This window comes from Streptomyces sp. NPDC091972, assembly GCF_044756385.1.
GTDB lineage: Bacteria > Actinomycetota > Actinomycetes > Streptomycetales > Streptomycetaceae > Streptomyces.
In genome coordinates, this window is sequence record NZ_JBIVSV010000001.1 from 37,183 (window position 1) to 63,517 (window position 26,335).

24 protein-coding genes and 1 pseudogene are annotated in these 26,335 nt (G+C 71.9%); 13 read left to right on the plus strand and 12 right to left on the minus strand.

Going from position 1 to position 26,335, the window contains the following annotated elements:
• Positions 1–13 precede the first annotated feature (13 nt).
• From ACIQJT_RS00155 to ACIQJT_RS00170, 4 genes and pseudogenes are all read left to right on the plus strand, one after another.
• A complete protein-coding gene (locus ACIQJT_RS00155) occupies positions 14–412 on the plus strand; it encodes a 6-carboxytetrahydropterin synthase (protein WP_053847783.1) in 399 nt (132 codons plus the stop codon).
• Positions 409–1,593: a glycosyltransferase family 4 protein gene (locus ACIQJT_RS00160; protein ID WP_402638522.1), complete on the plus strand. Its 1,185-nt coding sequence runs from the start codon at positions 409–411 to the stop codon at positions 1,591–1,593. The genes ACIQJT_RS00155 and ACIQJT_RS00160 overlap by 4 nt, the downstream gene beginning before the upstream one ends.
• Complete coding sequence (locus ACIQJT_RS00165; RefSeq protein ID WP_402638524.1) at positions 1,590–2,600, plus strand: class I SAM-dependent methyltransferase; 1,011 nt, start codon at positions 1,590–1,592, stop codon at positions 2,598–2,600. The genes ACIQJT_RS00160 and ACIQJT_RS00165 overlap by 4 nt, the downstream gene beginning before the upstream one ends.
• Positions 2,597–3,724, plus strand: a pseudogene (locus ACIQJT_RS00170) (lysylphosphatidylglycerol synthase transmembrane domain-containing protein); the annotation flags it as partial. The gene ACIQJT_RS00165 and the pseudogene ACIQJT_RS00170, both read left to right, overlap by 4 nt.
• Before the next feature lie 113 nt (positions 3,725–3,837).
• On the opposite strand, the gene ACIQJT_RS00175 reads toward ACIQJT_RS00170, so the two are convergent.
• Complete coding sequence (locus ACIQJT_RS00175; protein ID WP_365453905.1) at positions 3,838–4,599, minus strand: creatininase family protein; 762 nt, start codon at positions 4,597–4,599, stop codon at positions 3,838–3,840.
• A gap of 38 nt (positions 4,600–4,637) precedes the next feature.
• Between ACIQJT_RS00175 and ribA the strand changes: the two genes are divergently transcribed.
• The 4 genes from ribA to ACIQJT_RS00195 all read left to right on the plus strand — a co-directional run bounded on the left by ribA (position 4,638) and on the right by ACIQJT_RS00195 (position 8,787).
• Positions 4,638–5,297 (plus strand): GTP cyclohydrolase II, encoded by a 660-nt coding sequence (gene ribA, locus ACIQJT_RS00180; protein ID WP_402638526.1) that lies wholly within the window; start codon positions 4,638–4,640, stop codon positions 5,295–5,297.
• A gap of 133 nt (positions 5,298–5,430) precedes the next feature.
• Positions 5,431–6,579: an NAD(P)/FAD-dependent oxidoreductase gene (locus tag ACIQJT_RS00185; RefSeq protein WP_402638529.1), complete on the plus strand. Its 1,149-nt coding sequence runs from the start codon at positions 5,431–5,433 to the stop codon at positions 6,577–6,579.
• Positions 6,576–7,640, plus strand: a complete 1,065-nt coding sequence (locus ACIQJT_RS00190; protein WP_365453914.1) for a saccharopine dehydrogenase — start codon at positions 6,576–6,578, stop codon at positions 7,638–7,640. The genes ACIQJT_RS00185 and ACIQJT_RS00190 overlap by 4 nt, the downstream gene beginning before the upstream one ends.
• A complete protein-coding gene (locus tag ACIQJT_RS00195; RefSeq protein WP_402638532.1) occupies positions 7,633–8,787 on the plus strand; it encodes a saccharopine dehydrogenase family protein in 1,155 nt (384 codons plus the stop codon). Before ACIQJT_RS00190 ends, ACIQJT_RS00195 begins: the two co-directional genes overlap by 8 nt.
• Before the next feature lie 14 nt (positions 8,788–8,801).
• Here the strand turns inward: ACIQJT_RS00195 and ACIQJT_RS00200 are convergent, their stop codons facing one another.
• Entirely contained in the window at positions 8,802–10,028 is a 1,227-nt protein-coding gene (locus ACIQJT_RS00200; protein ID WP_365453920.1) for a serine hydrolase domain-containing protein, read from the minus strand.
• A 157-nt stretch (positions 10,029–10,185) separates the two neighbouring features.
• Between ACIQJT_RS00200 and ACIQJT_RS00205 the strand changes: the two genes are divergently transcribed.
• Together ACIQJT_RS00205 and ACIQJT_RS00210 are read left to right on the plus strand one after the other, a co-directional pair.
• On the plus strand, positions 10,186–10,635 hold the full coding sequence (locus ACIQJT_RS00205; RefSeq protein WP_402638534.1) for a PPOX class F420-dependent oxidoreductase: 450 nt from the start codon (positions 10,186–10,188) through the stop codon (positions 10,633–10,635).
• 115 nt (positions 10,636–10,750) lie between these two features.
• Positions 10,751–11,161, plus strand: a complete 411-nt coding sequence (locus ACIQJT_RS00210) for a VOC family protein (protein ID WP_365453926.1) — start codon at positions 10,751–10,753, stop codon at positions 11,159–11,161.
• Between the two features lie 15 nt (positions 11,162–11,176).
• On the opposite strand, the gene ACIQJT_RS00215 is transcribed toward ACIQJT_RS00210, so the two are convergent.
• Entirely contained in the window at positions 11,177–12,517 is a 1,341-nt protein-coding gene (locus ACIQJT_RS00215) for an MFS transporter (RefSeq protein WP_402638538.1), read from the minus strand.
• Positions 12,518–12,642: 125 nt separating this feature from the next.
• Positions 12,643–13,308: a TetR/AcrR family transcriptional regulator gene (locus ACIQJT_RS00220; RefSeq protein ID WP_365453932.1), complete on the minus strand. Its 666-nt coding sequence runs from the start codon at positions 13,306–13,308 to the stop codon at positions 12,643–12,645.
• A 129-nt stretch (positions 13,309–13,437) separates the two neighbouring features.
• On the opposite strand from ACIQJT_RS00220, the gene ACIQJT_RS00225 reads away from it, so the two are divergent.
• Positions 13,438–14,313: a shikimate dehydrogenase gene (locus ACIQJT_RS00225; RefSeq protein WP_402638541.1), complete on the plus strand. Its 876-nt coding sequence runs from the start codon at positions 13,438–13,440 to the stop codon at positions 14,311–14,313.
• A gap of 7 nt (positions 14,314–14,320) precedes the next feature.
• On the opposite strand, the gene ACIQJT_RS00230 is transcribed toward ACIQJT_RS00225, so the two are convergent.
• From ACIQJT_RS00230 to tkt, 8 genes are all read right to left on the minus strand, one after another.
• Positions 14,321–15,784, minus strand: coding sequence for a membrane-associated oxidoreductase (locus ACIQJT_RS00230; RefSeq protein ID WP_402638544.1), 1,464 nt, complete (start codon positions 15,782–15,784; stop codon positions 14,321–14,323).
• A gap of 99 nt (positions 15,785–15,883) precedes the next feature.
• Positions 15,884–16,477: a histidine phosphatase family protein gene (locus tag ACIQJT_RS00235; RefSeq protein WP_365453941.1), complete on the minus strand. Its 594-nt coding sequence runs from the start codon at positions 16,475–16,477 to the stop codon at positions 15,884–15,886.
• 6 nt (positions 16,478–16,483) lie between these two features.
• Positions 16,484–17,362 carry a phosphogluconate dehydrogenase (NAD(+)-dependent, decarboxylating) gene (gene gnd / locus ACIQJT_RS00240; protein WP_402638548.1) on the minus strand — a complete coding sequence of 293 codons (879 nt, stop codon included), beginning with the start codon at positions 17,360–17,362 and terminating at the stop codon, positions 16,484–16,486.
• A gap of 1 nt (position 17,363) precedes the next feature.
• Positions 17,364–19,016, minus strand: coding sequence for a glucose-6-phosphate isomerase (gene pgi / locus ACIQJT_RS00245; protein WP_402638550.1), 1,653 nt, complete (start codon positions 19,014–19,016; stop codon positions 17,364–17,366).
• Entirely contained in the window at positions 19,009–19,944 is a 936-nt protein-coding gene (opcA, locus tag ACIQJT_RS00250) for a glucose-6-phosphate dehydrogenase assembly protein OpcA (protein WP_365453950.1), read from the minus strand. The genes pgi and opcA overlap by 8 nt, the downstream gene beginning before the upstream one ends.
• Positions 19,941–21,476: a glucose-6-phosphate dehydrogenase gene (gene zwf, locus ACIQJT_RS00255; protein ID WP_365453953.1), complete on the minus strand. Its 1,536-nt coding sequence runs from the start codon at positions 21,474–21,476 to the stop codon at positions 19,941–19,943. Before zwf ends, opcA begins: the two co-directional genes overlap by 4 nt.
• A complete protein-coding gene (gene tal, locus ACIQJT_RS00260) occupies positions 21,473–22,618 on the minus strand; it encodes a transaldolase (protein ID WP_402638553.1) in 1,146 nt (381 codons plus the stop codon). Before tal ends, zwf begins: the two co-directional genes overlap by 4 nt.
• Before the next feature lie 19 nt (positions 22,619–22,637).
• The gene (gene tkt / locus ACIQJT_RS00265) at positions 22,638–24,713 is read right to left on the minus strand and encodes a transketolase (RefSeq protein ID WP_365453959.1); all 2,076 of its coding nucleotides are present in this window, start codon (positions 24,711–24,713) and stop codon (positions 22,638–22,640) included.
• A gap of 146 nt (positions 24,714–24,859) precedes the next feature.
• Between tkt and ACIQJT_RS00270 the strand changes: the two genes are divergently transcribed.
• Together ACIQJT_RS00270 and ACIQJT_RS00275 are read left to right on the plus strand one after the other, a co-directional pair.
• Positions 24,860–25,774, plus strand: a complete 915-nt coding sequence (locus tag ACIQJT_RS00270; RefSeq protein ID WP_402638556.1) for an AraC family transcriptional regulator — start codon at positions 24,860–24,862, stop codon at positions 25,772–25,774.
• A 10-nt stretch (positions 25,775–25,784) separates the two neighbouring features.
• Positions 25,785–26,174, plus strand: coding sequence for a VOC family protein (locus ACIQJT_RS00275; RefSeq protein WP_402638558.1), 390 nt, complete (start codon positions 25,785–25,787; stop codon positions 26,172–26,174).
• Positions 26,175–26,335 lie beyond the last annotated feature (161 nt).

Below are 26,335 nucleotides of genomic sequence, written 5' to 3' on the forward strand. Positions count from 1 at the left end.
GGAGGGTCGTCCGTTGTTCAGCATCACCGTCCGCGATCACATCATGATCGCCCACAGCTTCCGCGGCGAGGTCTTCGGGCCCGCGCAGCGTCTGCACGGAGCGACGTTCCTGGTGGACGCCACCTTCCGGCGCCAAGAGCTGGACGACGACAACATCGTCGTCGACATCGGACTGGCCACCCAGGAACTCGGTGCCGTCGTCAGCGAGTTGAACTACCGCAACCTCGACAACGAACCCGACTTCGCCGGGATCAACACCTCCACGGAGTTCCTGGCGAAGGTCATCGCGGACCGGCTCGCCGAGCGCATCGAGAAGGGCGCGCTCGGCGAGGGCGCCAAGGGCCTCGCGGGCCTGACCGTCACCCTGCACGAGTCGCATGTGGCCTGGGCGAGCTACGAGCGTGCCCTGTGACCGACATGACCACCGGGCGGACGGCCACACTCGACTACGTGCCCGTGCAGCACACCGCCCTCAAGAAGGCCGAGATCATCCCGATGTCCCTGCGCTCCGTGCACTTCGTGATGCCGGGCGGCGTGGACGACCCGACCGCGCCGAGCGGCGGCAACGCCTACGACCGCCGGGTCTGCCTGGACCTGCCCGGCTTCGGCTGGCAGGTCGAGCGGCACGCGGTGGCCGGGAGCTGGCCCCGCCCCGGAGCGGCGGCCCGTACCGAACTGGCCCGCACCCTGCGGGACCTGCCCGACGACACCGTCGTCCTCCTCGACGGCCTGGTGGCCTGCGGGGTCCCGGAGATCGTCGTCCCCGAGGCGGAGCGGCTGCGGCTCGCCGTCCTCGTCCACCTGCCGCTCGGCGACGAGACCGGACTCGAACCCGCACTCGCCGTCGAACTGGACGCCAAGGAGCGCGAGGTGCTGCGGGCCGTGCCCGCCGTCGTCGCCACCAGCGACTGGGCCGTACGGCGGCTCGTCTCCCACCACGGCCTCGCCCCCGAGCGCGTCCATGTCGCCACCCCGGGCGCCGACATCGCCCCGCTCGCCTCCGGCACCGACGGCGTCTCCCGGCTGCTGTGCGTGGCCGCGGTGACCCCCCGCAAGGGACAGCACCGGCTGATCGAGGCCCTGGCCGGCGCCCAGGACCTGCCGTGGAGCTGCGTGTGCGTCGGCGGGATCACCCAGGATCCCGAGTACGTCGCGCATCTGCGGATGCTCATCAAGAAGTACGGCCTCCAGGACCGCCTGCACCTCGCCGGACCGCAGGCCGGGGCCGAGCTCGACGCCAGCTACCACGCCGCCGACCTGATGGTCCTCACCTCCTACGCCGAGACCTACGGCATGGCGGTCACCGAGGCCCTCGCCCGCGGCATCCCGGTGCTGGCCACCGACGTCGGCGGAGTGGCCGAGGCGGTCGGCCGCGCCCCCGACGGCGGGGTGCCCGGCATCCTCGTGCCGCCGGAGGACCCCGCCGCCCTCGCCGCCGAACTGCGCGGCTGGTTCGGCGAGGCGGACGTACGACGCAGGCTCAAGGCGGCTGCCCGGGGACGGCGTGCCGCCCTGGACGGCTGGGCGACCACCGCCCGCAGCCTGGCCGGAGTGCTCGGCCGGCTCCCGAGCGAGCCCAGGAGGGCGGCATGAGGAAGACGGCGACCGAGCAGAGCGGCAGGATCCCGGCCCAGCCGGGCCCACGGGAGGCGGCGACGATGCAGGCGGCCGGGGTCCCCTTGGACGCGGATGCGGTGATCCCCGGTGCCGGTCCCAGCACCCGTTCCGGTGAGCGTCCGACCGTACGCCTGCGGGACGCGGGGCCCGACGACGCTCCCCGGTACGCCCCCGAGTGGCTGGAGCTGAGGGAGGGGCCCGACGCGGCCGCCCGGGCGACGGACCTGCTCGACCCGCTGCGCATCCGGCTGGCCAACCTGCCCGGCAAGGCCGGGCTGGTCATCCACGACCTGGGCTGCGGCACCGGCTCGATGGGCCGCTGGCTGGCGCCCCGTCTGGACGGCCCCCAGCACTGGATCCTGCACGACCGGGACCCCTACCTCCTGCACTTCGCGGCCGTCGCCTCCCCGCGCTCCGCGGCCGACGGCAGCCGGGTCACCGTGGAGACGCGCCGCGGCGACGTCGGCCTGCTCACCCCGGACGTCCTCGCCGGCGCCTCCCTGGTGACGGCCTCCGCGCTCCTGGACGTGCTCACCCGCGAGGAGATCGACACCCTCGCCGCGGCCTGCACGGGCGCCGGCTGCCCGGCCCTGCTCACCCTGTCCGTGGCGGGCCGGGTCGAACTCGACCCGGCCGACCCGCTGGACGAGGAGATCGCCGACGCGTTCAACGCCCACCAGCGGCGCGGCGCACTGCTCGGCCCGGACGCCGTCACCGTCGCCTGCGAGGCGTTCTCCGAACGGGGCGCGACGGTACGGCTGCACCCGAGCGCCTGGCGCCTGGGGCCCGCGGAGTCCGCGCTCACCGCGCAGTGGCTGCGCGGCTGGGTCGGCGCGGCCGTCGAGGAACGCCCCGAACTGAAGGAGCGCGCCGAGCCCTACCTCCGGGACCGTCTGGAGGCGTGCCGCGCCGGTGAGTTGAAGGCCATCGTCCACCACAGCGACCTGCTGGCGCTGTCCCGCCCGACGGGCGGAGCGTCATGAGCGTGGAGACGGTGCGGTCGGAGACCGCCCGCACCGAGGCAGGTCTGCCGGTACGGCGACCCGCGGAACCGGCCGGTCCCGCCCCCCTCTCCCACCGGGCCCGCACCCTGCGCGCCGAGGTGGTCCGGACCCGGGACGACGTGCTCACGGCACGGACCGAGGCGCTGGTGGCCCGGGCCGACATCCTCGAAGCGGCCGGTGTGCCCGCCGCGGACCTCACCGAGGCCGCCGTCTCCCGGGACCGGATCGGCGTGATCGTGGCCGAGGCCCGGCCCCGCCGGCGCACCCCTCTGCGCGCGGCGCTGAACTCCCGCGCGCTGCGCACCCACTTCGGCACCGTCGCCGGCGTCACCATCCTCGCCCTCCTGCTGTGGCGCCTCGGCACCGGCGTCTTCCTGGACGGGCTGCGCCGGATCGACGCCCCCGTCCTGCTGGCGGCCCTCGCGATCGGCGTACTGACCACCGTGTTCAGCGCCTGGCGCTGGCAGTTGGTGGCCCGCGGCCTGCGCATCCGGCTGCCGCTCGGCGAGGCCGTGGCGGACTACTACCGGGCCCTGTTCCTGAACGCGGCCCTGCCGGGCGGTGTGCTCGGCGACGTGCACCGCGCGGTGCGGCACGGGCAGAGCGCGGGCGACATGGGCCGCGGAGTGCGGGCCGTCGTCCTCGAACGGGTCGCCGGTCAGATCGCGTTGGCGGTCGTCGGCGGTGCCGTGCTGCTCACCATGGACTCCCCGGTGCTGGCCGAGGCCCGCCACCTCGCCCCCCTGGTGGGCCTCGCCGCCCTCGGCGCGCTCGCCGTCGTCGTGGCCCTGCGGATGAACCGGACCCGCTCCCACCGCCCCGGGCGGGCCCTGGGCGCGACCCTCGGCGAGGCCCGCGAGGCACTGCTGTCCCGCCGCAACTGGCCCGGCGTCGCCCTCTCCTCGGCGGTCGTCCTCGCCGGACACCTCGGGATGTTCGTGCTCGCCGCCCGCATCGCGGGCTCCGAGGCCTCCGTCGCCGTACTGCTGCCGCTGGCCGTGCTCGCCCTGCTCGCCATGGGACTGCCCCTGAACATCGGCGGGTTCGGCCCCCGAGAGGGCGTCACCGCCTGGGCGTTCGCCGCCATGGGCCTCGGCGCGGGAGCCGGCCTCGCGACGGCGATCGTGTACGGCGTCCTCAGCTTCGTGGCGAGCCTGCCGGGCGCGGCCGTCCTGGTCGTCCGCTGGTACCAGGGTCTGCGGCGCCCGGCGACGACTCACCCGGCGTCGGATTCCGTCAGCATCGAGAAATACGTCCCGAAGGATGCCGCGAGGCTCTCCAACAAGGCTTTCCCCTTTTCCGCCGTGCCCAGTGAAGGGCGCCCGATGACACCGGAATCGGTGTAACCGGACATGCCGAGGGTGAGGAGATGACGACGGTCGTCCGCGACGAAATCGGAGGTCTCGTAACCGGGGCGCAGACATTCCGGGTGCGCGTGCAGAAGAATGGAGGTCTCGATTTCTCCCGCGTGCATGTCGGTGAGCAGCGAGGTGAGCACTCCCGCCTCCGTGCGGGCGGTCTCCCAGTCCTCCGCGGCCGGGAACAGCGCCATCCGCTCCCCGCGGGCGGAGGCCTCCTGCACGACGTTGCCCAGCACGTAGTTGCCCCCGTGCCCGTTGACCACGACCAGGGCCTCGACACCCGAGCGGCGCAGCGAGGCGGCTATGTCCCGGACCACCGAGTGGAGGGTGACGGCGGAGATGCTGACGGTCCCGGGCCAGGCCGCGTGCTCGTGCGAGCAGGAGATCGTCACCGGGGGGAGGAGGTGCACCGGGTACGCCGCGGCGATCTGCCGCGCGACGGCACAGGCGACGAGGGTGTCGGTGGCCAGGGGCAGGTACGGACCGTGCTGTTCGAAGCTCCCGACCGGAAGGACGGCGACCTGCGTTGAGAGGCCCGCCCCCCGCGTCCGTACGTCCTCCGTAGTGTCCGCCGGCAACAGACCGTACGCCGTCGACCGCATTCCCGAACCGCTCATCTTTTCACGGCCTTTCGTCTCTGCTTAGGAAACAGATCATGACAGACAAAGTTGGCGTCCTCGGCAAGAAGGCACCACAGCGCACCGGCGTGGAACGCGTGGTGAATGCCCCGCTGCCCACCGTGTACGGGAAATTCCAGGCGATCGGCTACCTCGATCACGACCGCGGTGACGAACAAGTCGCCCTGGTCCACGGCGACATAGGCGCGGACGACGTCCTCGTACGACTGCATTCCGAGTGCCTGACCGGTGACGCGTTCGGCTCCCAGCACTGCGAGTGCGGTGACCAGCTCGACGCCGCGATGCGGGCCGTCGTCAAGGCGGGCAGCGGCATCGTCGTCTACCTGCGGGGCCACGAGGGCCGGGGCATCGGCCTGCTCGCCAAGCTGCGCGCGATGGCGCTCCAGGCGGAGGGCCTGGACACCGTCGAAGCGAACCTCGCGCTCGGCCTGCCGGTGGACTCCCGCGACTACGGCGTCGCCGCCGGGATCTTCCACGACCTCGGCGTGCACTCGGTCCGCCTGATGTCCAACAACCCGCGCAAGCGCGAGGCCCTGGAACGGCACGGCATCGAGGTCTCGGAGACGGTGCCGCTGCTCATCACGCCGTGCGAGAGCAACATCACCTACCTGCGTACCAAGCGGGAGCGCATGGACCACCACCTGCCCCACCTGGACGCGGTGGCCCACCTGTCCTGATCTCCGGGCGGTTCCGGGAGGGCGGATCCGGACAGGAAGAGGGCATGACCGACGACGTCCTCTTCCTCTCCGGAGAGCAGGTCACCCGCCTGCTCGACGCGGCCGTGGTGCGCGCGGCGAAGGGGGAGTGCCGATGAGCCCGCGCACGGCCGACGTCGTCGTCATCGGCGGCGGCGTCATGGGCACGAGCATCGCCCGCCATCTGGCGAGCGCGGGCGTCCCCGACGTGGTCCTCGTCGAGCGGGACGAACTCGCCTCCGGCTCCACCTCGAAGGCGGCGGGCGGGGTGCGGGCGCAGTTCTCGGACGAGCTCAACATCCGCCTCGGGGCACGCAGCCTGGAGGCGTTCGGCCGCTTCGAGCGGGACACCGGGCAGCACATCGGGCTGCACCGGGTCGGGTACCTGTTCCTGCTGTCGACGCCCGAGGAGGTCGCCTCCTTCGAGGCGAGCGTCCGGCTCCAGAACTCCCTCGGCGTCCCGAGCCGCATGATCGACCCGGCCGAGGCGCGCAGGCTCTCCCCGCTCATCACCACCGACGGTCTCCTCGCCGCCGCTTTCTCGCCCGAGGACGGCCACTGCACCCCCGAATCCGTCGTCCACGGCTACGCGGCCGACGCCCGCCGCCACGGCGCCACCGTCCTGCGGCACACCGAGGTCACCGGCATCGAGGTGCGCGGCCAGGACATCACGGCCGTCGTCACGACCAGGGGCCGGATCGCCACCTCCACGGTGATCTGCGCGGCCGGCGCCTGGTCGCGGGCCGTCGGCGCGATGGCCGGCGTGGACCTGCCCGTCGAGCCGCTGCGCCGCCAGATCGCGGTCACCGAACCGGTCCCGGAACTGCCGCCCGACCTCCCCATGACCATCGACTTCACCACCAGCCTCTACTTCCACGGCGAAGGCCCCGGCCTCCTGCTCGGCATGTCCGACCCCGACGAGAGGCCCGGCTTCGACACCGCCACGCACGACCGCTGGATCCCCCGCCTGGCCGAGGCCATGCGGCACCGCGCCCCAGTCCTGCTCGACCTGCGCCGCACCGGCGGTTGGGCCGGCCTGTACGAGATCACCCCGGACCACAACGCCCTCATCGGCGAGGCCACTTCGGTCTCCCGCTTCCTGTACGCGACGGGCTTCTCCGGCCACGGGTTCCTCCAGGGACCGGCCGTCGGCGAGGTCGTCCGCGACCTGTACCTCGGCCGCGTACCCTTCGTGGACATCAGCCCGCTCAGCGCCGGCCGGTTCGCGGCCGACGCCCCGCGTCCGGAGGCCAACCGCGTATGACCGAGCTCCACCTGTGGCTGCGCCACGAGGTCCGTTCCACCGAGCGGCGCACGCCCGTCGTGCCGTCCGACGCCCGGCGCCTCGTCGACAGCGGCGTGACGGTGACCGTGGAGGAGTCACCGCAGCGGATCTTCCCGGTCGAGCAGTACGAGGCGGCCGGCTGCGGTGTGGCCCCCGCGGGTTCGTGGGCCTCCCGGGCACCGCGGGACGCCGTGGTCGTCGGCCTGAAGGAACTCCCCGACGAGCCCGCCGCCCTGACGCACCGGCACGTCTTCTTCGGGCACGCCTACAAGGAGCAGCCGGGCGCCCGTGACCTGCTGCGCCGGTTCGCCGCCGGGGGAGGGGCCCTCCTCGACCTGGAGTACCTGGTCGACGACCACGGCCGCAGGCTGGCCGCCTTCGGCTACTGGGCGGGTTACCTGGGGGCGGCCCTGGCCGTGCTCCAGCACCGGGGCAGGCTGTCCGCGCCCCTCACGCCCACCTCTCAGCAGGAACTGGAGCAGGCGCTGCGGCCCGTGGCCGGGGACGAGGAGTTCACGGCGCTGGTGATCGGGGCGCTGGGCCGCAGCGGGCGGGGTGCCCGCGTCGCGCTGCGGGCCGCCGGGATCGAGCCGACCTGCTGGGACCTGGACGAGACCCGCGACCTGGACCGCCCCGCCCTGCTCGCCCACGACGTGCTGGTGAACTGCGTCCTCGCCACCGGGCCGATCCCGCCGTTCGTCCGCGAGGCGGACCTGGAGGACCCGGACCGCCGGCTGCGCACCCTCTCCGACGTCACCTGCGACGTCGGCTCGCCCCTGAACGTCCTGCCGGTCTACGACCGCACCACCGAGTGGGCCGAGCCGGTCCGCCGGCTGCACAAGGAACCCCCGCTCGACCTGATCGCCATCGACAACCTGCCGTCCCTGCTCCCCGAGGAGTCGAGCGTCGGATTCTCGGGCTCCCTGCTGCCCCTGCTGCTGGAGTTCGGGGCCGCCGGCCCGTGGGGGCGCTGTCTGGACCGGTTCCACCAGGCGTGCCGCGAACTCGGCATCGACGAAGGGGAGTTCCACCGTGACTGACCGGGTACCCGCGACCGGCACCGTCCACTGGATCGGCGCCGGGCTCTCCACCGGCAGCGGTCTGGCCGCGCTGTGCGACACGGCCGACCGGGTGCTGCTGTGGCACCGCACCGAGGAACGGGCGGAGCAGGCCCTCGAAGGGCTGCGGCTGGGCGGACGGGCCGCGCCTCGTGCCTGGACGCTGTCCGCGCTCGCGGCCGAACTGGCGCCCGGGGACGTCGTCGTGTCCATGCTGCCCGCGCCCGAGCACGCCGGGATCCTCGCCGCCTGCGTGCGCGAGCGGGCCCACTTCGCCTGCTCCAGCTATGTGTCCGACGCCGTCCTCGCCCACGTGCCGGCGGCCCTGGACGCCGGGCTCGTCGTCCTCACCGAGGCGGGCCTCGACCCGGGCGTCGACCACCTCTTCGCGCACAGCCTCGTCACCCGGGCCCGCGCGGCGATCGGCGAGGGGACACCGGCGTCGTACGGCCTGACCTCCTACTGCGGCGGTGTGCCCGCCGTTCCCAACGACTTCAGGTACCGCTTCAGCTGGGCCCCTGCCGGAGTCCTCAACGCCCTGCGCTCCCCGGCCCGTCACATCGACCACGGCACCCCGGTCACCGCCGAGCGCCCCTGGGAGGCGACCCGGCGCCATGTCGTGGACGGCGAGACCTTCGAGGTCTACCCCAACCGCGACAGCGTCCCCTTCGTCGAGCAGTACGGGCTGCCGGCCGCCTGGACACCGCGGACCTTCGTGCGCGGGACCCTGCGTCTGGACGGCTGGCTGCGGGCCTGGGAGCCGGTCTTCGAGGAGCTGCGGACCGGCGACGACACCCGGATCGCCGCCCTCGCCCAGGAGTTGGCGGCCAAGTACCCGACGACGGACACCGACCGCGACCGGGTCGTCCTCGCCGTCTCCCTCGACGTGCGCGCCGAGGACGGCCGCACCTGGTCCGGCGGCTACCTCCTCGACCTGGTGGGCGACGAGGAGGACAGCGCCATGGCCCGCTGCGTCTCCCGGACCCTCGCCCTGGGCGTCGGCCACATCCTGGACGGCTCGCTCCCGGCAGGCCTGAGCCGGGCGGCGGAGACGGCGGCCCGGTCCGAGCAGTGGCTGGGCGAACTCGCCCGCGACGGCGTCCACTTCACGCTCCGGATCGATCGCTAGGCGACCGGGCCGTCCTAGTCCACGACCGCCTCGTGGACCAGCCGTTTGAGGTCGGGGAAGAGCTTCAGCGTCTTCGGCCGTACCTGGGTGTGGAACTGCACGGTCAGATCGCGGACCGGGTCGACCCAGAACGTCGTGGACGCCGCCCCGCTCCAGCCGAAGGTACCGGCGGTCGAGGGTGCCGGGGTGCGGGCCGGGTCGATCACCACCGAGACACCGAGGCCGAAACCGACGCCGTCGTTGCCGGGCTCGTCGTGGGCCGGTTTGGTGCCGAACGCGCGCAGGTCGGCGCCGCCCGGGAGGTGGTTGGACGTCATCAGGTCGACCGTCGCGGCCGACAGCAGGCGGGTGCCGTCCAGTTCGCCCCGGCGGCGCAGCAGCTCCGCGAACCGGTGGACGTCGTAGGCCGACGCCACCAGGCCGCCGCTGCCGGACAGCAGGCGAGGGCGGCCCCGCAGCGGCAGTCCGGGGACCGGCTCGATGGAGCCGTCGTCCTTCTCGCCGTACAACTCCGCCAGCCGGTCCGCCTGTTCGTCCGGCACCCAGAAGCCGGCGTCGGTCATCCCGAGCGGGCCGAAGACGCGCTCGGCGAAGAAGACGTCCAGGGCCTGGCCGGACGCGACCTCGATGACCCGGCCCAGGACGTTGGAGGCGACCGAGTAGTTCCACTGGGTGCCCGGCTCGAACTGGAGCGGCAGGCTCGCGTACACGTCGACGGTCTTCGCGAGGTCGGAGCCGGGCAGCACGGACGACTCCAGGCCGGCCTCCCGGTAGAGGGCGTCGACCGGGTGGGAGTGGTAGAAGGCGAAGGTCAGGCCCGCGGTGTGGGTCATCAGATGCCGGACGAGTACCGGGCCGTCCGCGGGGCGGGTCGTGACGCCGTCGCCGGAGCCGTCCACGTAGACGCGGGGCCGCGCGAACGCCGGCAGGTACTCGGCGACCGGGTCGTCCAGCGACAGCCTGCCCTCCTCGACCAGCATCAGGGCGGCCACCGAGGTGACCGGCTTGGTCATCGAGTAGATCCGCCACAGGGTGTCGGCCTCGACCGGCAGGCCGGCCGCGAGGTCACGGTGGCCGTGCGTGGTGAGGTGGGCGACGCGTCCGCCGCGGGCGACGGACACCAGGAAGCCGGGTATGCGGCCCTCGTCGACACAGTGGGCGAAGTGCCGGTCGAGGCGGTCGAGCGCCTTCTCGTCCAGTCCCACCTCACCGGGATCGACCTCTTGCCGAAGCTGTGCCATCGCTCTCCTCCGTCGCAGCGTCGAGGTGCGGACCGACCTACCCGGCCCGGACCGCCTCAGACATCATCGTCGCTCAGAAAACCGCGACGAGCTGCGGGTCTGCCGGGAATCCGGGGTCGCGGGAATGCCCGGCCCGGCCGGGCCCGTTGATCGAGTCATGACCGAGGACGCGACACAGGACGCACTGCTCCGGCTGCTCTCCGAGAGCCACGGCGGGGTGCTGACCACCCTCAAGCGCGACGGCCGCCCCCAGCTGTCGAACGTCACCCACGCCTACTACCCCGACGAGCGGGTCATCCGGGTCTCCCTGACCGACGACCGCGCCAAGACCCGTAATCTGCGCCGGGATCCCCGTGCCTCGTACCACGTGACGACGGCGGACCGGTGGGCGTACACCGTCGCCGAGGGCACGGCCGAGCTCACCCCCGTGGCCCAGGACCCGCACGACGACACGGTCGAGGAACTGGTCCGCCTGTACCGGGGCGTCCAGGGCGAACACCCCGACTGGGACGACTACCGGGCAGCGATGGTCCGCGACCGGCGACTGGTGCTGCGGCTGCGGGTGGAACGCGCGTACGGGATCCCCGCCGCCGCGAACCCCGCCTGACGGTCGCACCGGCCCGGATCCGCCGGTCCTACGCCCCAGGGCGCAGGACCGACGGCCGATGTGCCGGGGCCGGGGGCTGTCTACGGTGGCCGGTACGTCGAGGGAAGAGGTCTCCATGCCCGTCAACGGCCGCAGCCACCTGCGCATCGCCCGTCCCTCCCGGGACCTGGCCGCCGCCGAGCGGTTCTGGGCCGGGGGGCTCGGGCTGGACGTCCTGTGGCGTGCGGAGGGCGGATCCGAACCGGGTGAGCACGACCTGCTGATGCTCGGGTGGCCGGACGCCGGCTGGCACCTGGAGCTGGTGCACGAGCGGGACCGGCCCGTCGAACCCCGCCCCACCGAGGAGGACCTCCTGGTGGTCTACGTCGACGGGCCGGTGCCGGACGACCTGGTCGCCCGGCTGGAGGCGCACGGCGGGAAGCGGGTGCTCTCGCCGAACCCGTACTGGAACGAGTGGGGCGTCACCGTGCAGGACCCGGACGGCTACCGGCTGGTGCTGTGCACGCGGAGCTGGTCCAACCGGTAGGCGCGACGGGCGGGGTCAGGCCGTCACCTTCTGCGGACGGGGCACCTCCCGGGGCGTACGCGAGCCGAGGTCCTCCGTGGTGACCCGGTGGGTCTCGCGGGCCGTCAGGGCCGCGATCACCGGCGGCACGCACAGGGCCGCGGTGAACAGGGCCACCGACGACCAGTCGGTGCCGTCGGGGCCCGCGATCTGTGCCGCGAAGGTGACCGCGAAACCGGCCACCGCGAACCCGATCTGGGTGCCGATGGCCATGCCCGACAGCCGGACCCGGGTGGAGAACATCTCGCCGTAGAACGACGGCCAGACCCCGTTCGCGGCGCTGTAGACGACACCGAAGGCGACGATGCCGAGCAGCAGCGTCAGCAGGTAGTCGCCCGTGGAGATCGCCCACAGGTACAGGAACATCGTCACCGCGCTGCCCACCGCCCCGACCAGGAAGACGGGCCGGCGCCCGATGCGGTCCGAGAGCGTGGCCCACAGGGGGATCGCCGCGAGCGCGACGAGGTTGGCCAGCGCGCCCACCCACAGCATCGAGGAACGGCTCATCCCGACCGCGTCGCTCGTCGCGTACGCCAGCGCCCACACCGTGAAGATCGTGGAGACCGAGGCGATCAGCGCGCCCCCGATCACCCGCAGCACGTCCGCCCAGTGCTCCCGCAGCAGCACCGCCAGCGGCAGCTTCACGACCTCTCCGGAGGCGGCCTGCTGCTCGAACGCCGGTGTCTCGTCCAGTTTGCGGCGGATGACGAAGCCGACCACGGCGACCGCCACGCTCAGCCAGAACGGCACCCGCCAGCCCCAGGACAGCAGGTGCTCCTCGGGCAGCGCGGCGACCGGCAGGAAGACCAGGGTGGCGAGCAGTTGCCCGCCCTGGGTGCCGCTGAGCGTGAAGCTGGTGAAGAAGCCCCGCCGGTGCGCCGGCGCGTGCTCCAGGCTCATGGAGTTGGCGCTGGCCTGCTCACCGGCCGCGGAGACGCCCTGGAGGACCCGGCACAGCACCAGCAGGACCGGGGCGAGGGTGCCGACCTGGTGGCGGGTGGGCAGACAGCCGATGAGGAAGGTCGACAGGCCCATCAGGACCAGCGTGAACACCATGATCTTCTTGCGGCCGACCCGGTCGCCGACATGCCCGAGGAAGAGCGCGCCGACCGGCCGGGCCGCGTAGGCGACTCCGAACGTCGCCAGTGACAGCAGGGTCGCGGTGGCCGGGTCGGACTCGTCGAAGAACACCTTCGGGAAGATCAGGGCTGCGGCGCTGCCGTAGATGAAGAAGTCGTAGTACTCCAGGGCGCTGCCGATCCAGGCGGCGGTGGCGGCCTTTTTCGGTTGCCCGACGGCTTCGGCGGGGACGGACACGGGGTGCTCCTTCGGGGGGACTCCGGGAGCTATCCAGTTAATTAACCCACTGGATAGTTAGTAGCGGTTGCGGAGGATGGTGCGCCCGCATCTGCGGCCTGTCAAGGGATCGTGCCGAGCCCGGCTCAGTCCGCCGCACGCTCCGCGGTCAGGTACGCGATCACCATGTCCCCCAGCATGGTCCGGTAGTGCTCGCGCTGTTCCGGGGCGACGAGGTCGCGGCCGAAGAGGGCGCCGAAGGTGTGCCGGTTGGCGACCCTGAAGAAGCAGAACGAGCTGATCATCGCGTGCAGGTCGACCGCGTCCACGTCCGCGGTGAACAGGCCGGACTCCTGCCCCGAGGCCAGGATGCGGCGGATCACGTCGAGCGCGGGGGAGCCGATCCTGCCGAGCTTCTCGGAGCCGGCGATGTGCTCGGCCCCGTGGATGTTCTCGATGCTGACCAGGCGGATGAAGTCGGGGTGCTGCTCGTGGTGGTCGAAGGTCAGCTCCGCGAGGCGCCGGATCGCGGCGACCGGGTCCAGGTGCTCGACGTCCAGCTCCTGCTCCGCCTTGCGGATCACGCCGTACGCCCGCTCCAGGACGGCGGTGAACAACTGCTCCTTGCCGCCGAAGTAGTAGTAGATCATCCGCTTGGTGGTACGGGTGCGGGCGGCGATCTCGTCGACGCGGGCACCATCGTAGCCGGCCCGCGCGAACTCCTGGGTGGCCACGTCGAGGATCTCGGCCTGGGTGCGGGCGGCGTCACGGATCCGCCCGCCGGGTCGTGCCGGTTCGTCGACGCTGGTCATCGGGTTCCTTCGGGAGAGCGGCCGGTGCCGCAGATTCTAGAAGGCGCCGCCCCGCTCTTCCCGGGCGGCCGTCCGGCTGGTATAGCTAACGTACTGGTTCGTACATTAGTGCTCGGCTCGGGAGGTCGCGTGGCCAGGGACTCGTTTCTCGTCGGACTGATCGGCGCCGGTATCGGCCCCTCGCTGAGCCCGGCGCTGCACGAGCGCGAGGCGGACCGGCAGGGCCTGCGCTGTCTGTACCGGCTCATCGACATCGACGTGCTCGGTGTGCGCCCCGAGGCGGTCGGCGAACTGGTGCGGGCCGCTCGCGACCTCGGCTTCGACGGGCTGAACATCACCCACCCCTGCAAACAGCTGGTCATCGGGCACCTGGACGCGCTCAGCCCGCAGGCCGAGGCGCTGGGCGCGGTCAACACCGTCGTCTTCGCGAACGGCCGGGCGACCGGGCACAACACGGACGTCACCGGCTTCGCCGCGTCCTTCGCGCGCGGGCTGCCCGACGTGCCCCTGGAGCGGGTCGTGCAGCTGGGCGCCGGCGGTGCGGGGGCAGCCGTCGCACACGCCATGCTCACCCTGGGCGCCGGGCGGGTCACGGTCGTCGACGCGCTCGCCGACCGGGCCGCCGACCTCGCCGCCGCCCTGAACGGCCACTTCGGCGAGGGGCGCGCGGCCGCGGCCGGCCCGGACCGGCTGGCCCCGCTGCTGGCCGACGCCGACGGTCTCGTGCACGCGACCCCCACCGGCATGGCCGCCCATCCGGGACTGCCGCTGCCGGCCGGCCTGCTGCGCCCCGAGCTGTGGGTCGCCGAGGTCGTCTACCGCCCGCTGGAGACCGAACTGCTGCGCACCGCCCGCGCGTTGGGCTGCACCACGCTCGACGGGGGTGGGATGGCCGCCTTCCAGGCCGCGGACGCGTTCCGGCTGTTCACCGGGCGGGAGCCGGACGCGGCCCGGATGCTCGCGGACATGGCCGAACTGGCGGGCGCGGTCGGCGCCCCCAAGTAGGCCCGGATCACTGCCGGTTGATGGTCCGGGTCACACCGGCGAAGACCGTCGTCGCGAGAATCCAGCCCGCGATGACCAGGGCGTACGACAGCGACTGGTACCAGCCCCGCGGGGCGAAGGCGCCCTCCTGGCCGAAGGAGATCACCGGCAGCAGCAGGTCGAGGGTGTAGAAGACCGGGTCGAAGTGCGGGGCCTCGCCCGCCTTCAGGGGCGGCGGATGGTGCAGGCCGAACGCGACCGAGCCGACGGCCAGCAGGGAGACCAGCCACACTCCCGCGCGCAGCGGGTGGAAGCCGTAGCCGACGGCGGCGTCCTGGACGTGGCCCCACAGCCGTCCGTACCAGGGCAGCGTCGCGCGACGGCGGCGCTGCTTGGCGAGCTGGACCAGCCGGGCGGCGTGGTCGTCGCCGATCCGGCGGTACGCGGCCGTCAACTGCTCGTAGGCGTGTGGGACATAGCCCTCCCGGTCGCGCTCCAGCATGGGAAGGCGGCGCTCGGCGGGCTCCTGCGGGGTGAGCGAGGTGTAGACGAGCTTGTTGAACTGCACCTCCTGCGGCACCACTTCGGGCTCCAGGAACAGGTCGTCGATCTGCGCGCGGCGCAGACTGAGGGTGCCCTCGACGGGCGGCCCCTTGCGCAGCCACAGCTCCCCGATGGTGGAGCTGTTCGCCCTGAGGGCGGCGTCGCCCGGGTTCGACAGATGGGCGTACGAGAAGTCGAGCCGGCCCGCGATCCGGGCGCCCCGCAGGCCGATCCAGCCGAAGGTGTGCGACCGGCGCAGATGGAAGTCGCCCTCCACGACGAGGGTCTGCGCGTCGAGGACGATGTCGCCGGGGTGGCTGAGCCGGGCGTCGTTGAGGTTGACGGAGCCGGCGACGGTGGCGCCGTTGAGACGGACCTCGCCGTGGGCGCGCAGGCCCGGGGCCCACAGGTCGTCGCCGATGCTCATGTGGTTGAGCTGGAGCGCGGGCTCGCCGGCGCCGACCGCGGTGATCTCGGCGCGGTCCATGAACAGGGCCCCCGCGATCTGCGCTCCGCCGAGCCGCACCGGGCCGTTCACCCGGACGTCCGTCAGCCGGAGCACCGCCTCCACGTGCACGGTGGCGGCGGTCAGCCCCGGCAACACGGAACCGCTGAGGTTCAACTGGCGCAGCCGGCAGCCGTACAGCAGCGGTGTGTCGTCGAAGAAGCAGTGGCTGAGGCGTACGGCGTGCTCGACGGTGCCGTACTGCAACCCGAGCACACCGGTGATCCGGGCGCCCGCGACCTTGAGCGCGGGGATCTCACCGTCCTCCAGCGGCCCGTTGAGCATCAGCGCCCGCAACACGGAGGCCCGCACGGTGCGTTCGCCGCCCCATCCGGCGCCGCCGGCCACGTCCTCGTCCTCCGCCGTACGGAAGTCCACGGCCTCGCCCTTCGGGAAGGCGCGCCACACCCGCAGTTCGGCCGGGGTCAGGTTGTCGATCTCCATCAGCCGTGACTCTCCAACGCCCGCGTCACGGTGTCAACAGGCCCCGGGGACGACGACGGCCCGGGAGCCGGTGCTCCCGGGCCGTCCTCAACTGCCCTGCTAGGCCCTTGTGTTCCACTCCGCGATCACGGGTCGCCCGTGCTCGGTCGAGAGCCGGCTCACGGTTCCCGTGGCGAGCTGGAACAGCCGGCCCTCGGCGGGGGACAGCCCCAGCCGGCGAGCCGTGAGCACCCGCAGGAAGTGGCCGTGGCCGACGAGGACGATGTCACCGCTCCCGCCCTGGAGCGCCGCGTCCACCCTGGCCAGTACCCGGTCGGCGCGCTGCCCGACCTCCTGCGGCGTCTCGCCCCGGTGGCCGTCCGGGCCGTGCGGCGCGCCGTCGGTCCACAGGTCCCAGTCGGGTCTGGTGCGGTGGATCTCGATGGTGGTGATGCCCTCGTATCCGCCGTAGTCCCATTCGTGCAGCTCGGGCTCGATCTCGGCGCCGGTCAGACCCGCCAGTTCCGCCGTCCGTACCGCCCGCTCCAGCGGACTGGTGAACACGCGGGCGAACGAACGCCCGCTGAGCAGTGGACTCAGGGACTTGGCCTGCTCCTCACCGTGCTGGGTGAGGGGCAGGTTGGTCCGACTGGTGTGCTGGCCCGACAGGCTCCACTTGGTCTCGCCGTGCCGGACCAGCAGTATGTCGCCCACCGCCGGCTACTTCTTCGACTCGACGGCGTGCCCGCCGAACTGGTTGCGCAGCGCCGCGACCATCTTCATCTGCGGGGAGTCGTCCTGCCGGGACGCGAACCGGGCGAACAGCGACGCGGTGATCGTGGGCAGCGGCACCGCGTTGTCGACGGCCGCCTCCACGGTCCACCGGCCCTCGCCGGAGTCCTGTGCGAAGCCGCGCAGCTTGTCCAGGTGCTCGTCCTCGTCGAGGGCGTTGACCGCGAGATCGAGCAGCCAGGAGCGGATGACGGTGCCCTCCTGCCAGGAGCGGAACACCTCCCGCACGCTGTCCACCGACTCGACCTTCTCCAGGAGCTCCCAGCCCTCGGCGTACGCCTGCATCATGGCGTACTCGATGCCGTTGTGGACCATCTTCGAGAAGTGCCCGGCGCCGACCTTGCCGGCGTGGACGTAGCCGTACGGCCCCTCGGGCTTGAGCGCCTCGAAGATCGGCCGGAGCCGGTCCACGTGCTCCTTGTCGCCGCCGACCATGAGGGCGTAGCCGTTCTTCAGGCCCCACACCCCGCCGGAGACGCCCGCGTCGACGAAGCCGATGCCCTTGGCGCCGAGTTCCGCCGCGTGCTTCTCGTCGTCCGTCCAGCGGGAGTTGCCGCCGTCGACCACGGTGTCACCGGGGGAGAGGAGCTCGCCGAGCTCGTCCACCACGGACTGGGTGGCGGCGCCGGCCGGCACCATCACCCACACCGTGCGCGGCGCCTCGAGCTTGTCGACCAGCTCGGCGAGGCTCGCCACGTCGGAGACCTCGGGGTTGCGGTCGTAGCCGATGACGGTGTGGCCCGCGCGGCGGATCCGCTCGCGCATGTTGCCGCCCATCTTGCCCAGGCCGATGAGTCCCAACTGCATGTCAGAGCACTTCCTTCAGTTCACGGTAGGCGGCCACGAGGGCGGTGGTGGAGGCGTCGAGGCCGGGGACCTCGGCACCCTCGGTCAGGGCGGGCTCGACGCGCTTGGCGAGGACCTTGCCGAGCTCGACGCCCCACTGGTCGAAGGAGTCGATGTTCCAGACCGCGCCCTGGACGAACACCTTGTGCTCGTAGAGGGCGATCAACTGGCCGAGGACGGAGGGGGTGAGCTCCTTGGCCAGGATCGTGGTCGTGGGGTGGTTGCCCTGGAAGGTGCGGTGCGCCACCTGCTCCTCGGCCACGCCCTCCGCGCGCACCTCCTCGGCGGTCTTGCCGAAGGCGAGCGCCTGCCCCTGCGCGAACAGGTTGGCCATCAACAGGTCGTGCTGCGCCTTGAGTTCGTCGCTCAGTTCACCGACCGGACGGGCGAAGCCGATGAGGTCGGCCGGGATGAGCTTGGTGCCCTGGTGGATCAACTGGTAGTAGGCGTGCTGCCCGTTGGTGCCGGGCGTGCCCCACACCACCGGGCCGGTCTGCCACTGCACCGCGTTGCCGTCGCGGTCCACCGACTTGCCGTTGGACTCCATGTCGAGCTGCTGGAGGTAGGCGGTGAACTTCGACAGGTAGTGCGAGTAGGGCAGGACCGCGTGCGACTGGGCGTCGTGGAAGTTGCCGTACCAGATGCCCAGCAGGCCCAGCAGCAGCGGGGCGTTGGCCTCGGCGGGCGCGTTCTGGAAGTGCTCGTCGACGATCCGGAAGCCGTCGAGCATCTCCCGGAACCGGTCCGGGCCGATGGCGATCATCAGGGAGAGGCCGATCGCCGAGTCGTAGGAGTAGCGGCCGCCGACCCAGTCCCAGAACTCGAACATGTTGTCCGGGTCGATGCCGAAGTCGGTGACCTTCTCGGCGTTCGTCGACAGGGCCACGAAGTGCCTGGCGACGGCCTTGTCGTCGTGGAGGCCGTCCGGGCCCTCCAGCAGCCAGGTGCGGGCCGAGGTGGCGTTGGTGATCGTCTCGATGGTGGTGAACGTCTTGGACGCGACGATGAACAGCGTCTCGGCCGGGTCCAGGTCCCGCACCGCCTCGTGCAGGTCGGCGCCGTCCACGTTGGAGACGAAGCGGAAGGTCAACTCCCGTGCCGTGAAGGCCCGCAGGGCCTCGTAGGCCATCGCGGGTCCGAGGTCGGAGCCGCCGATGCCGATGTTGACGACGTTCTTGATGCGCCTGCCGGTGTGGCCGGTCCACTCGCCGGAGCGGACCCGGTTCGCGAAGTCGCTCATCTTGTCGAGCACGGCGTGCACGCGGGGCACGACGTTCTCGCCGTCGACCTCGATCACCGCGTCGGCGGGGGCGCGCAGCGCGGTGTGCAGCACGGCCCGGCCCTCGGTCGTGTTGATCTTCTCGCCCCGGAACATGGCGTCGCGCAGCCCGAACACGTCGGTGGCGGCGGCCAGTTCCTGGAGCAGGGCCAGGGTCTCGTCGGTGATCAGGTGCTTGGAGTAGTCGATGCGCAGATCGCCCACGCGCACCACGTACCGCTCGGCGCGCCCCGGGTCCTCGGCGAACAGCTCACGCAGATGCGCGTGCTGCTCGGCGCGGTGGTCCTCCAGGGCCGTCCACTCGGGGCGGTGCGTCAGAAGAGGGGAGTCAGACATGAGCAGGGGTCTCCTTGCCGGCCTCGCCCCGCAGGGCGACGGCGTACATCTCGTCGGCGTCGAGGCGGCGAAGCTCCTCGGCGATCAGTTCGGAGGTGGAGCGGACCTTCAGCGCGAGGGTGCGGGAGGGCTGGCCCGGCAGGGACAGCGTGGCCAGCGGGCCCTCGGGGCGGTCGATGACGATCTCGCCGTTGGCGGTGCCCAGCCGGACGGCCGTGACGACCGGGCCGGCGGTGACCACGCGGTCGATCCTCACCTTCAGCCGCGCCTCCAGCCAGCGCGCGAGCAGTTCGGCGGCCGGGTTGTCGGCCTCGGCCTCCACGGCCCCGGAGATGATCTCCGCGCGGGCCTGGTCGAGGGCCGCCGCCAGCATCGAGCGCCACGGCGTCAGCCGGGTCCAGGCGAGGTCCGTGTCGCCCGGCGCGTAGGAGCGGACCCGGGCGGCGAGGACGTCGAGGGGGTTCTCCACGGCGTACAGGTCGGTGATCCGGCGCTGGGCCAGCGCGCCCAGCGGGTCCTTCGCGGGGTTCTCCGGCGCCTCCACCGGCCACCACACGACGACCGGGGCGTCGGGCAGCAGCAGCGGCAGGACGACGGAGTCGGCGTGGTCGGAGACCTCGCCGTAGGTCCGCAGGACGACCGTCTCGCCGGTGCCGGCGTCGGCGCCCACCCGGACCTCGGCGTCGAGGTGCGAGTTGGTGCGGTCGCGCGGGGTGCGGGCGTGCCGCTTGATGACGACCAGGGTGCGCGAGGGGTGCTCGTGCGAGGCCTCCTCGGCCGCCTTGATCGCGTCGTAGGCGTTCTCCTCGTCCGTGACGATCACCATCGTCAGGACCATGCCCACCGCGGGCGTTCCGATGGCGCGGCGACCCTGCACCAGCGCCTTGTTGATCTTGCTTGCCGTGGTGTCGGTCAGGTCGATCTTCATGGCCTGCGCCAGCTCCGTCCGTCTCGTGCGAGCATCTCGTCGGCTTCCTCGGGTCCCCAGGTGCCCGACGCGTACTGCGCCGGACGGCCGTGGTTCGCCCAGTGCTCCTCGATCGGGTCGAGGATCTTCCAGGACTCTTCCACTTCCTGGTGGCGCGGGAACAGGTTGGCGTCCCCGAGGAGGACGTCCAGGATGAGCCGCTCGTACGCCTCGGGGCTGGACTCCGTGAACGACTCGCCGTAGGCGAAGTCCATCGTCACGTCCCGGATCTCCATCGAGGTGCCCGGCACCTTCGACCCGAAGCGGACCGTCATGCCCTCGTCCGGCTGCACCCGGATGACGATGGCGTTGGAGCCGAGCTCCTCGGTGGCCGTGGAGTCGAAGGGCGAATGCGGGGCCGTCTGGAAGACGACCGCGATCTCGGTGACCCGGCGGCCCAGCCGCTTGCCGGTGCGCAGGTAGAAGGGGACGCCCGCCCAGCGCCGGTTGTCCACGTTCAGCTTGATGGCGGCGTAGGTGTCCGTGGTGGAGGCCGCGTCGATGCCCTCCTCCTCCAGGTAGCCGAGCACCTTCTCGCCGCCCTGCCAGGCGCCCGCGTACTGTCCGCGCACGGTGTGCCTGCCGATGTCCTCGGGCAGCTTCACGGCCCTGAGCACCTTCAGCTTCTCGGTGAGCAGCGACTCGGCGTCGAAGGCGGCCGGCTCCTCCATGGCGGTGAGCGCCATCAGCTGGAGCAGGTGGTTCTGGATGACGTCACGGGCGGCGCCGATGCCGTCGTAGTAGCCGGCCCGGCCGCCGATGCCGATGTCCTCGGCCATGGTGATCTGCACGTGGTCGACGAACGAACGGTTCCAGATGGGCTCGTACATCTGGTTGGCGAAGCGCAGCGCCAGGATGTTCTGGACGGTCTCCTTGCCCAGGTAGTGGTCGATGCGGAAGACCTGGTCCGGCTCGAACACGTCGTGCACGAGGGCGTTGAGCTCGCGGGCGCTCTTCAGGTCGCGGCCGAACGGCTTCTCGATGACCGCCCGCCGCCAGGACCCCTCGGGTGCGTTCGCCAGCCCGTGCTTCTTGAGCTGCTGGACGACCTTGGGGAAGAACTTCGGCGGTACGGACAGGTAGAAGGCGTAGTTGCCGCTGGTGCCGCGGGCCTTGTCCAGCTCCTCGACGGTCTGGCGCAGCTGCTTGAACGCCGTGTCGTCGTCGAAGTCGCCCGGGATGAACCGCATCCCCTCGGCGAGCTGCTGCCAGACCTCCTCACGGAACTCGGTCCGCGCGTGCTCGCGCACGGAGTCGTGCACGATCTGCGCGAAGTCCTCGTCCTCCCAGTCCCGGCGGGCGAACCCGACGAGCGAGAAGCCCGGCGGGAGCATCCCGCGGTTGGCGAGGTCGTAGACGGCCGGCATCAGCTTCTTGCGGGACAGGTCGCCGGTGACGCCGAAGATGACGAGGCCGGACGGTCCTGCGATCCGGGGGAGACGCCGGTCGCGCTCGTCGCGCAGGGGGTTCTCCCAGTCGGCGGTGATGGTCATTCCGCGTCCACTCCCTTGCTGTTCAGCGACTTCGTGACGGCGTCCAGCAGGTCCTGCCAGGCCGCCTCGAACTTGGCGACGCCCTCGTCCTCCAGCTGCTGCACGACCTCGTCGTACGAGATGCCCAGCGCCTCCACGGCGGCCAGGTCTGCGCGGGCCTGCGCGTAGCCGCCGGTCACCGTGTCGCCGGTGATCACGCCGTGGTCGGCGGTGGCGTCGAGGGTGGCCTCCGGCATGGTGTTGACCGTGCCGGGCGCGACCAGCTCGTCCACGTAGAGGGTGTCCTTGTAGGCCGGGTCCTTCACGCGGGTGGAGGCCCACAGCGGGCGCTGCCTGTTGGCGCGGGCGCCGCCGAGGGCGGTCCAGCGGGTCGAGGCGAAGACCTCCTCGTACGCCTGGTAGGCGAGCCGCGCGTTGGCGAGCGCGGCCTTCCCCTTGAGCGCGAGGGCCGCGTCGGTGCCCAGGACCGTCAGCCGCTTGTCGATCTCGGAGTCGACCCGGGAGACGAAGAAGGAGGCGACGGAGTGGATCGTGGAGAGGTCGAGGCCCTTCGAGGCCGCCTTCTCCAGACCGGCGAGGTAGGCGTCCATCACCTCGCGGTAGCGCTCCAGCGAGAAGATCAGCGTGACGTTGACGCTGATCCCGAGGCCGATGACCTCGGTGATGGCGGGGAGGCCGGCCCTGGTCGCCGGGATCTTGATCATGACGTTCGGGCGGTCCACCAGCCAGGCGAGCTGCTTGGCCTCGGCGATCGTCGCCCGGGTGTCGTGGGCGAGGCGCGGGTCGACCTCGATGGAGACCCGGCCGTCCCGGCCGCCGGTCGAGTCGTACACCGGGCGCAGCACGTCGGCGGCGGCGCGGACGTCGGCCGTGGTCATCATCCGTACGGCCTCGTCGACCGTCACACCCCGGGCGGCGAGGTCGCCGAGCTGCTCCTCGTAACCCGCTCCGGAGCCGATGGCGGCCTGGAAGATGGACGGGTTGGTGGTGACGCCGACCACGTGCTTCGTGGCGACGAGCCCGGCCAGGTTCCCCGACTCGATCCGCCCCCGGGACAGGTCGTCCAGCCAGATGGAGACGCCTTCGTCGGTCAGGCGCTTGAGTGCTCCCGCGGTCGCGGTCGCTTCGGTCACAGTGATCATCTTCTTTCTGGCGGTCGGATCAACCACGCGCGGCGGCCAGTGATTCCCTGGCTGCGGCGGCGACGTTCTCGGGGGTGAACCCGAACTCGGCGAACAGGGTCTTCGCGTCGGCGGAGGCGCCGAAGTGCTCGAGGGACACGATGCGTCCCGCGTCACCTGTGAAGCGGTACCACGTGAGACCGATACCGGCCTCGACGGCGACGCGGGCTCGCACGGACGGCGGAAGGACGCTGTCCCGGTACTCCCGCGGCTGCTCCTCGAACCACTCCACGGACGGCATGGACACCACCCGGGTGCCGATCCCCTCCGCCTCCAGCTGCTCCCGCGCGGCGACGGCGAGCTGGACCTCCGAGCCGGTGGCGACGATGACGACGTCCGGGGTCTCGGTGGAGGAGTCCCGGAGCACGTACCCGCCCTTGGCCGCGTCCGGGTTCGGGGCGTACGTCGGGACCCCCTGGCGGGTGAGCGCGAGGCCGTGCGGGGCCGGGTCGGTGGCATGCCGCTTCAGGATCTCGGCCCAGGCGATCGCGGTCTCGTTGGCGTCGGCCGGACGGACGACGTTCAGGCCCGGGATGGCGCGCAGCGAGGCCAGGTGCTCGACCGGCTGGTGGGTGGGGCCGTCCTCGCCGAGGCCGATGGAGTCGTGCGTCCAGACGTAGGTGACGGGCAGCTGCATCAGCGCGGACAGGCGCACCGCGTTGCGCATGTAGTCGGAGAACACCAGGAAGGTGCCGCCGTAGATCCGCGTGTTGCCGTGCAGGGCGATGCCGTTCATCTCCGCGGCCATGGAGTGCTCGCGGATGCCGAAGTGGACGGTACGGCCGTACGGGTCGGCCTCCGGCAGCGCGTTGCCCTTCGGCAGGAAGGAGCTGGTCTTGTCGATGGTGGTGTTGTTCGAGCCGGCGAGGTCGGCGGAACCGCCCCACAGCTCGGGAAGGACCGGACCGAGCGCCTGGAGCACCTTGCCGGAGGCGGCGCGGGTGGCGACGGACTTGCCCTCCTCGAAGACCGGGATCGCGGACTCCCAGCCCTCGGGGAGCTGGCCGGCGACGATCCGGTCGAAGAGCTCGGCCCGCTCGGGCTGCTCACCGCGCCATGCGGAGATCTGCTTGTCCCAGGCGGCGTGCGCCTCGGCACCCCGGTCCAGGGCCAGCCGGGTGTGGGCGAGGACCTCGTCGTCGACCTGGAACGTGCGCTCCGGGTCGAAGCCGAGGACGCGCTTGGTGGCGGCCACCTCGTCGGCGCCGAGCGCGGAGCCGTGGGCGGCCTCGGTGTTCTGGGCGTTCGGGGCGGGCCAGGCGATGATCGTGCGCATCGCGATGATCGAGGGGCGTCCGGTCTCCGCCTGCGCCGCCCGCAGGGCCGCGTACAGGGCGTGGACGTCGACGTCGCCGTCGGCGCCGGGCTCGATGCGCTGGGTGTGCCAGCCGTAGGCCTCGTAGCGCTTCAGCACGTCCTCGGAGAACGCGGTGGCGGTGTCGCCCTCGATGGAGATGTGGTTGTCGTCGTAGAGGAAGACCAGGTTGCCGAGCTTCTGGTGGCCGGCGAGGGAGGAGGCCTCGGCGGAGATGCCCTCCTCCAGGTCGCCGTCGGAGACGATCGCCCAGATGGTGTGGTCGAAGGGGGACTCGCCCTCGGGGGCCTCGGGGTCGAAGAGGCCGCGTTCGTAGCGGGCGGCCATCGCCATGCCCACCGCGTTGGCGACACCCTGGCCGAGCGGGCCGGTGGTGGTCTCGACGCCGGCGGTGTGCCCGTACTCGGGGTGGCCGGGCGTCTTGGAGCCGTGGGTGCGGAAGGCCTTGAGGTCGTCCAGCTCCAGCTCGTACCCGGAGAGGTAGAGCTGGGTGTAGAGCGTCAGCGAGGTGTGCCCGGGGGAGAGCACGAAGCGGTCACGGCCGGTCCACTCGGGATCGGCAGGGTCGTGACGCATCACCTTCTGAAAGATCGTGTAGGCCGCCGGGGCGAGGGCCATGGCGGTGCCGGGGTGTCCGTTGCCGACCTGCTGCACGGCATCCGCCGCCAAGAGGCGGGCGGTGTCGACGGCACGCCGGTCGAGTTCGGTCCATTCGAAGCGGTCCGGTGTCTGCGTGCTCATCTTCAAGAAGTCCTCGATCGGAGCGGGATGGCTGGTCTGACGTGTTCAAACTTAAAAGTCTGACTTTTACGAGGGAAGGTCGCCGTGTGTCAGCCTGTGGTGAAAGTGGGACACGGAACGCTCCAGGCAGGCGGCACGAGCAGGACATGGCGGACAGAACATCCCAAGCCTCCATCCAAGGTGGAGACGGTGACGGCGGTGTGGACGGGATCAGAACGTTCCCCTTCCCCAGCGAGCTGAGTGTGTGCGGAGTCGGCATGCAGGTCGGCCCCATGGAAGCCGACCGCACCTGGCACGCGGATGCCCCGTTGGAGCGCGTGCACCGCATCGACTTCCATGTCGTGATGCTCTTCGACGGCGGCCCCGTGCGCCACATGATCGACTTCGCCGAGTACGAGGCCACGGCGGGCGACCTCCTGTGGATCCGCCCGGGCCAGGTCCACCGCTTCTCACCGACGAGTGAGTACCGCGGAACCGTCCTGACCATGCAACCCGGCTTCCTGCCGCGCGCCACGGTGGAGGCGACGGGGCTCTACCGCTACGACCTCCCGCCGCTGCTGCGGCCCTCCGACGCCCAGTTGGCGGGCCTGAAGGCCTCGCTGGCCCTGCTGCGACGGGAGTACGAGGACATCACGACCCTTCCGCTGAGCCTGCACACCTCGGTGCTGCGGCACGCGCTGACCGCGTTCCTGCTGCGGCTCGCCCACCTCGCGGCGAGTTCGGCGGAGGCCGGGCGGCGCACCGAGTCGACGTTCACCCTGTTCCGGGACGCCGTGGAGAAGGGCTTCCACACGAACCACAGCGTCAGCGCGTACGCCGACGCGCTCGGCTACTCCCGCCGGACCCTGGTGCGCGCGGTGCGCGCCGCCACGGGGGAGACGCCCAAGGGGTTCATCGACAAGCGGGTCGTGCTGGAGGCGAAGCGGCTGCTGGCCCACACCGACATGCCGATCGGGCGGGTGGGGGCGGCGGTGGGGTTCCCGGACGCCGCGAACTTCTCCAAGTTCTTCCAACAGCACACCGACATGACGCCGGCCGCGTTCCGCGCGGACCTGCGATAGGAGGGACCGGATGGCCCGACTGCGCGACATCGTCCTCGACTGCGCGCGTCCCGCCGCCACGGCCCGGTTCTGGGCGGCCGCGCTGGACGGCTACGCCGTGGCTCCCTACGACGACGAGGAGTTGGCCCGGCTGCGGGCCCTCGGGATCACGGACGTCGAGGACGACCCGACCGTGCTCGTCGAGTCCCGCGAGGGCGGGCCCCGGATGTGGTTCCAGCTGGTGCCGGAGGGCAGGAGTTGCAAGAACCGGGTCCACCTGGACCTGGCCGCCCCGGACAGGCAAGCGGAGGCCGAGCGGCTGGTCGGGCTCGGTGCGACGGTCCTCGACAGGTTCCCGGACCATCTCGTGCTCGCCGACCCCGAGGGGAACGAGTTCTGCGTCATCGGTGAGGACGGGTGACATCCCGGGCGGGTGACATCCCGGGCGGCCGGTATCCCGTCAAACCGCGCATCCTGATGCCTGCTTGACCAACCCTTTGCTGTGCATGACCTGTGCGTGGGGCGATCTTTGCCTGGCGGAGCCCACGGTTCGCCCGGCCTTCACGCGGACCCGGCCGACGC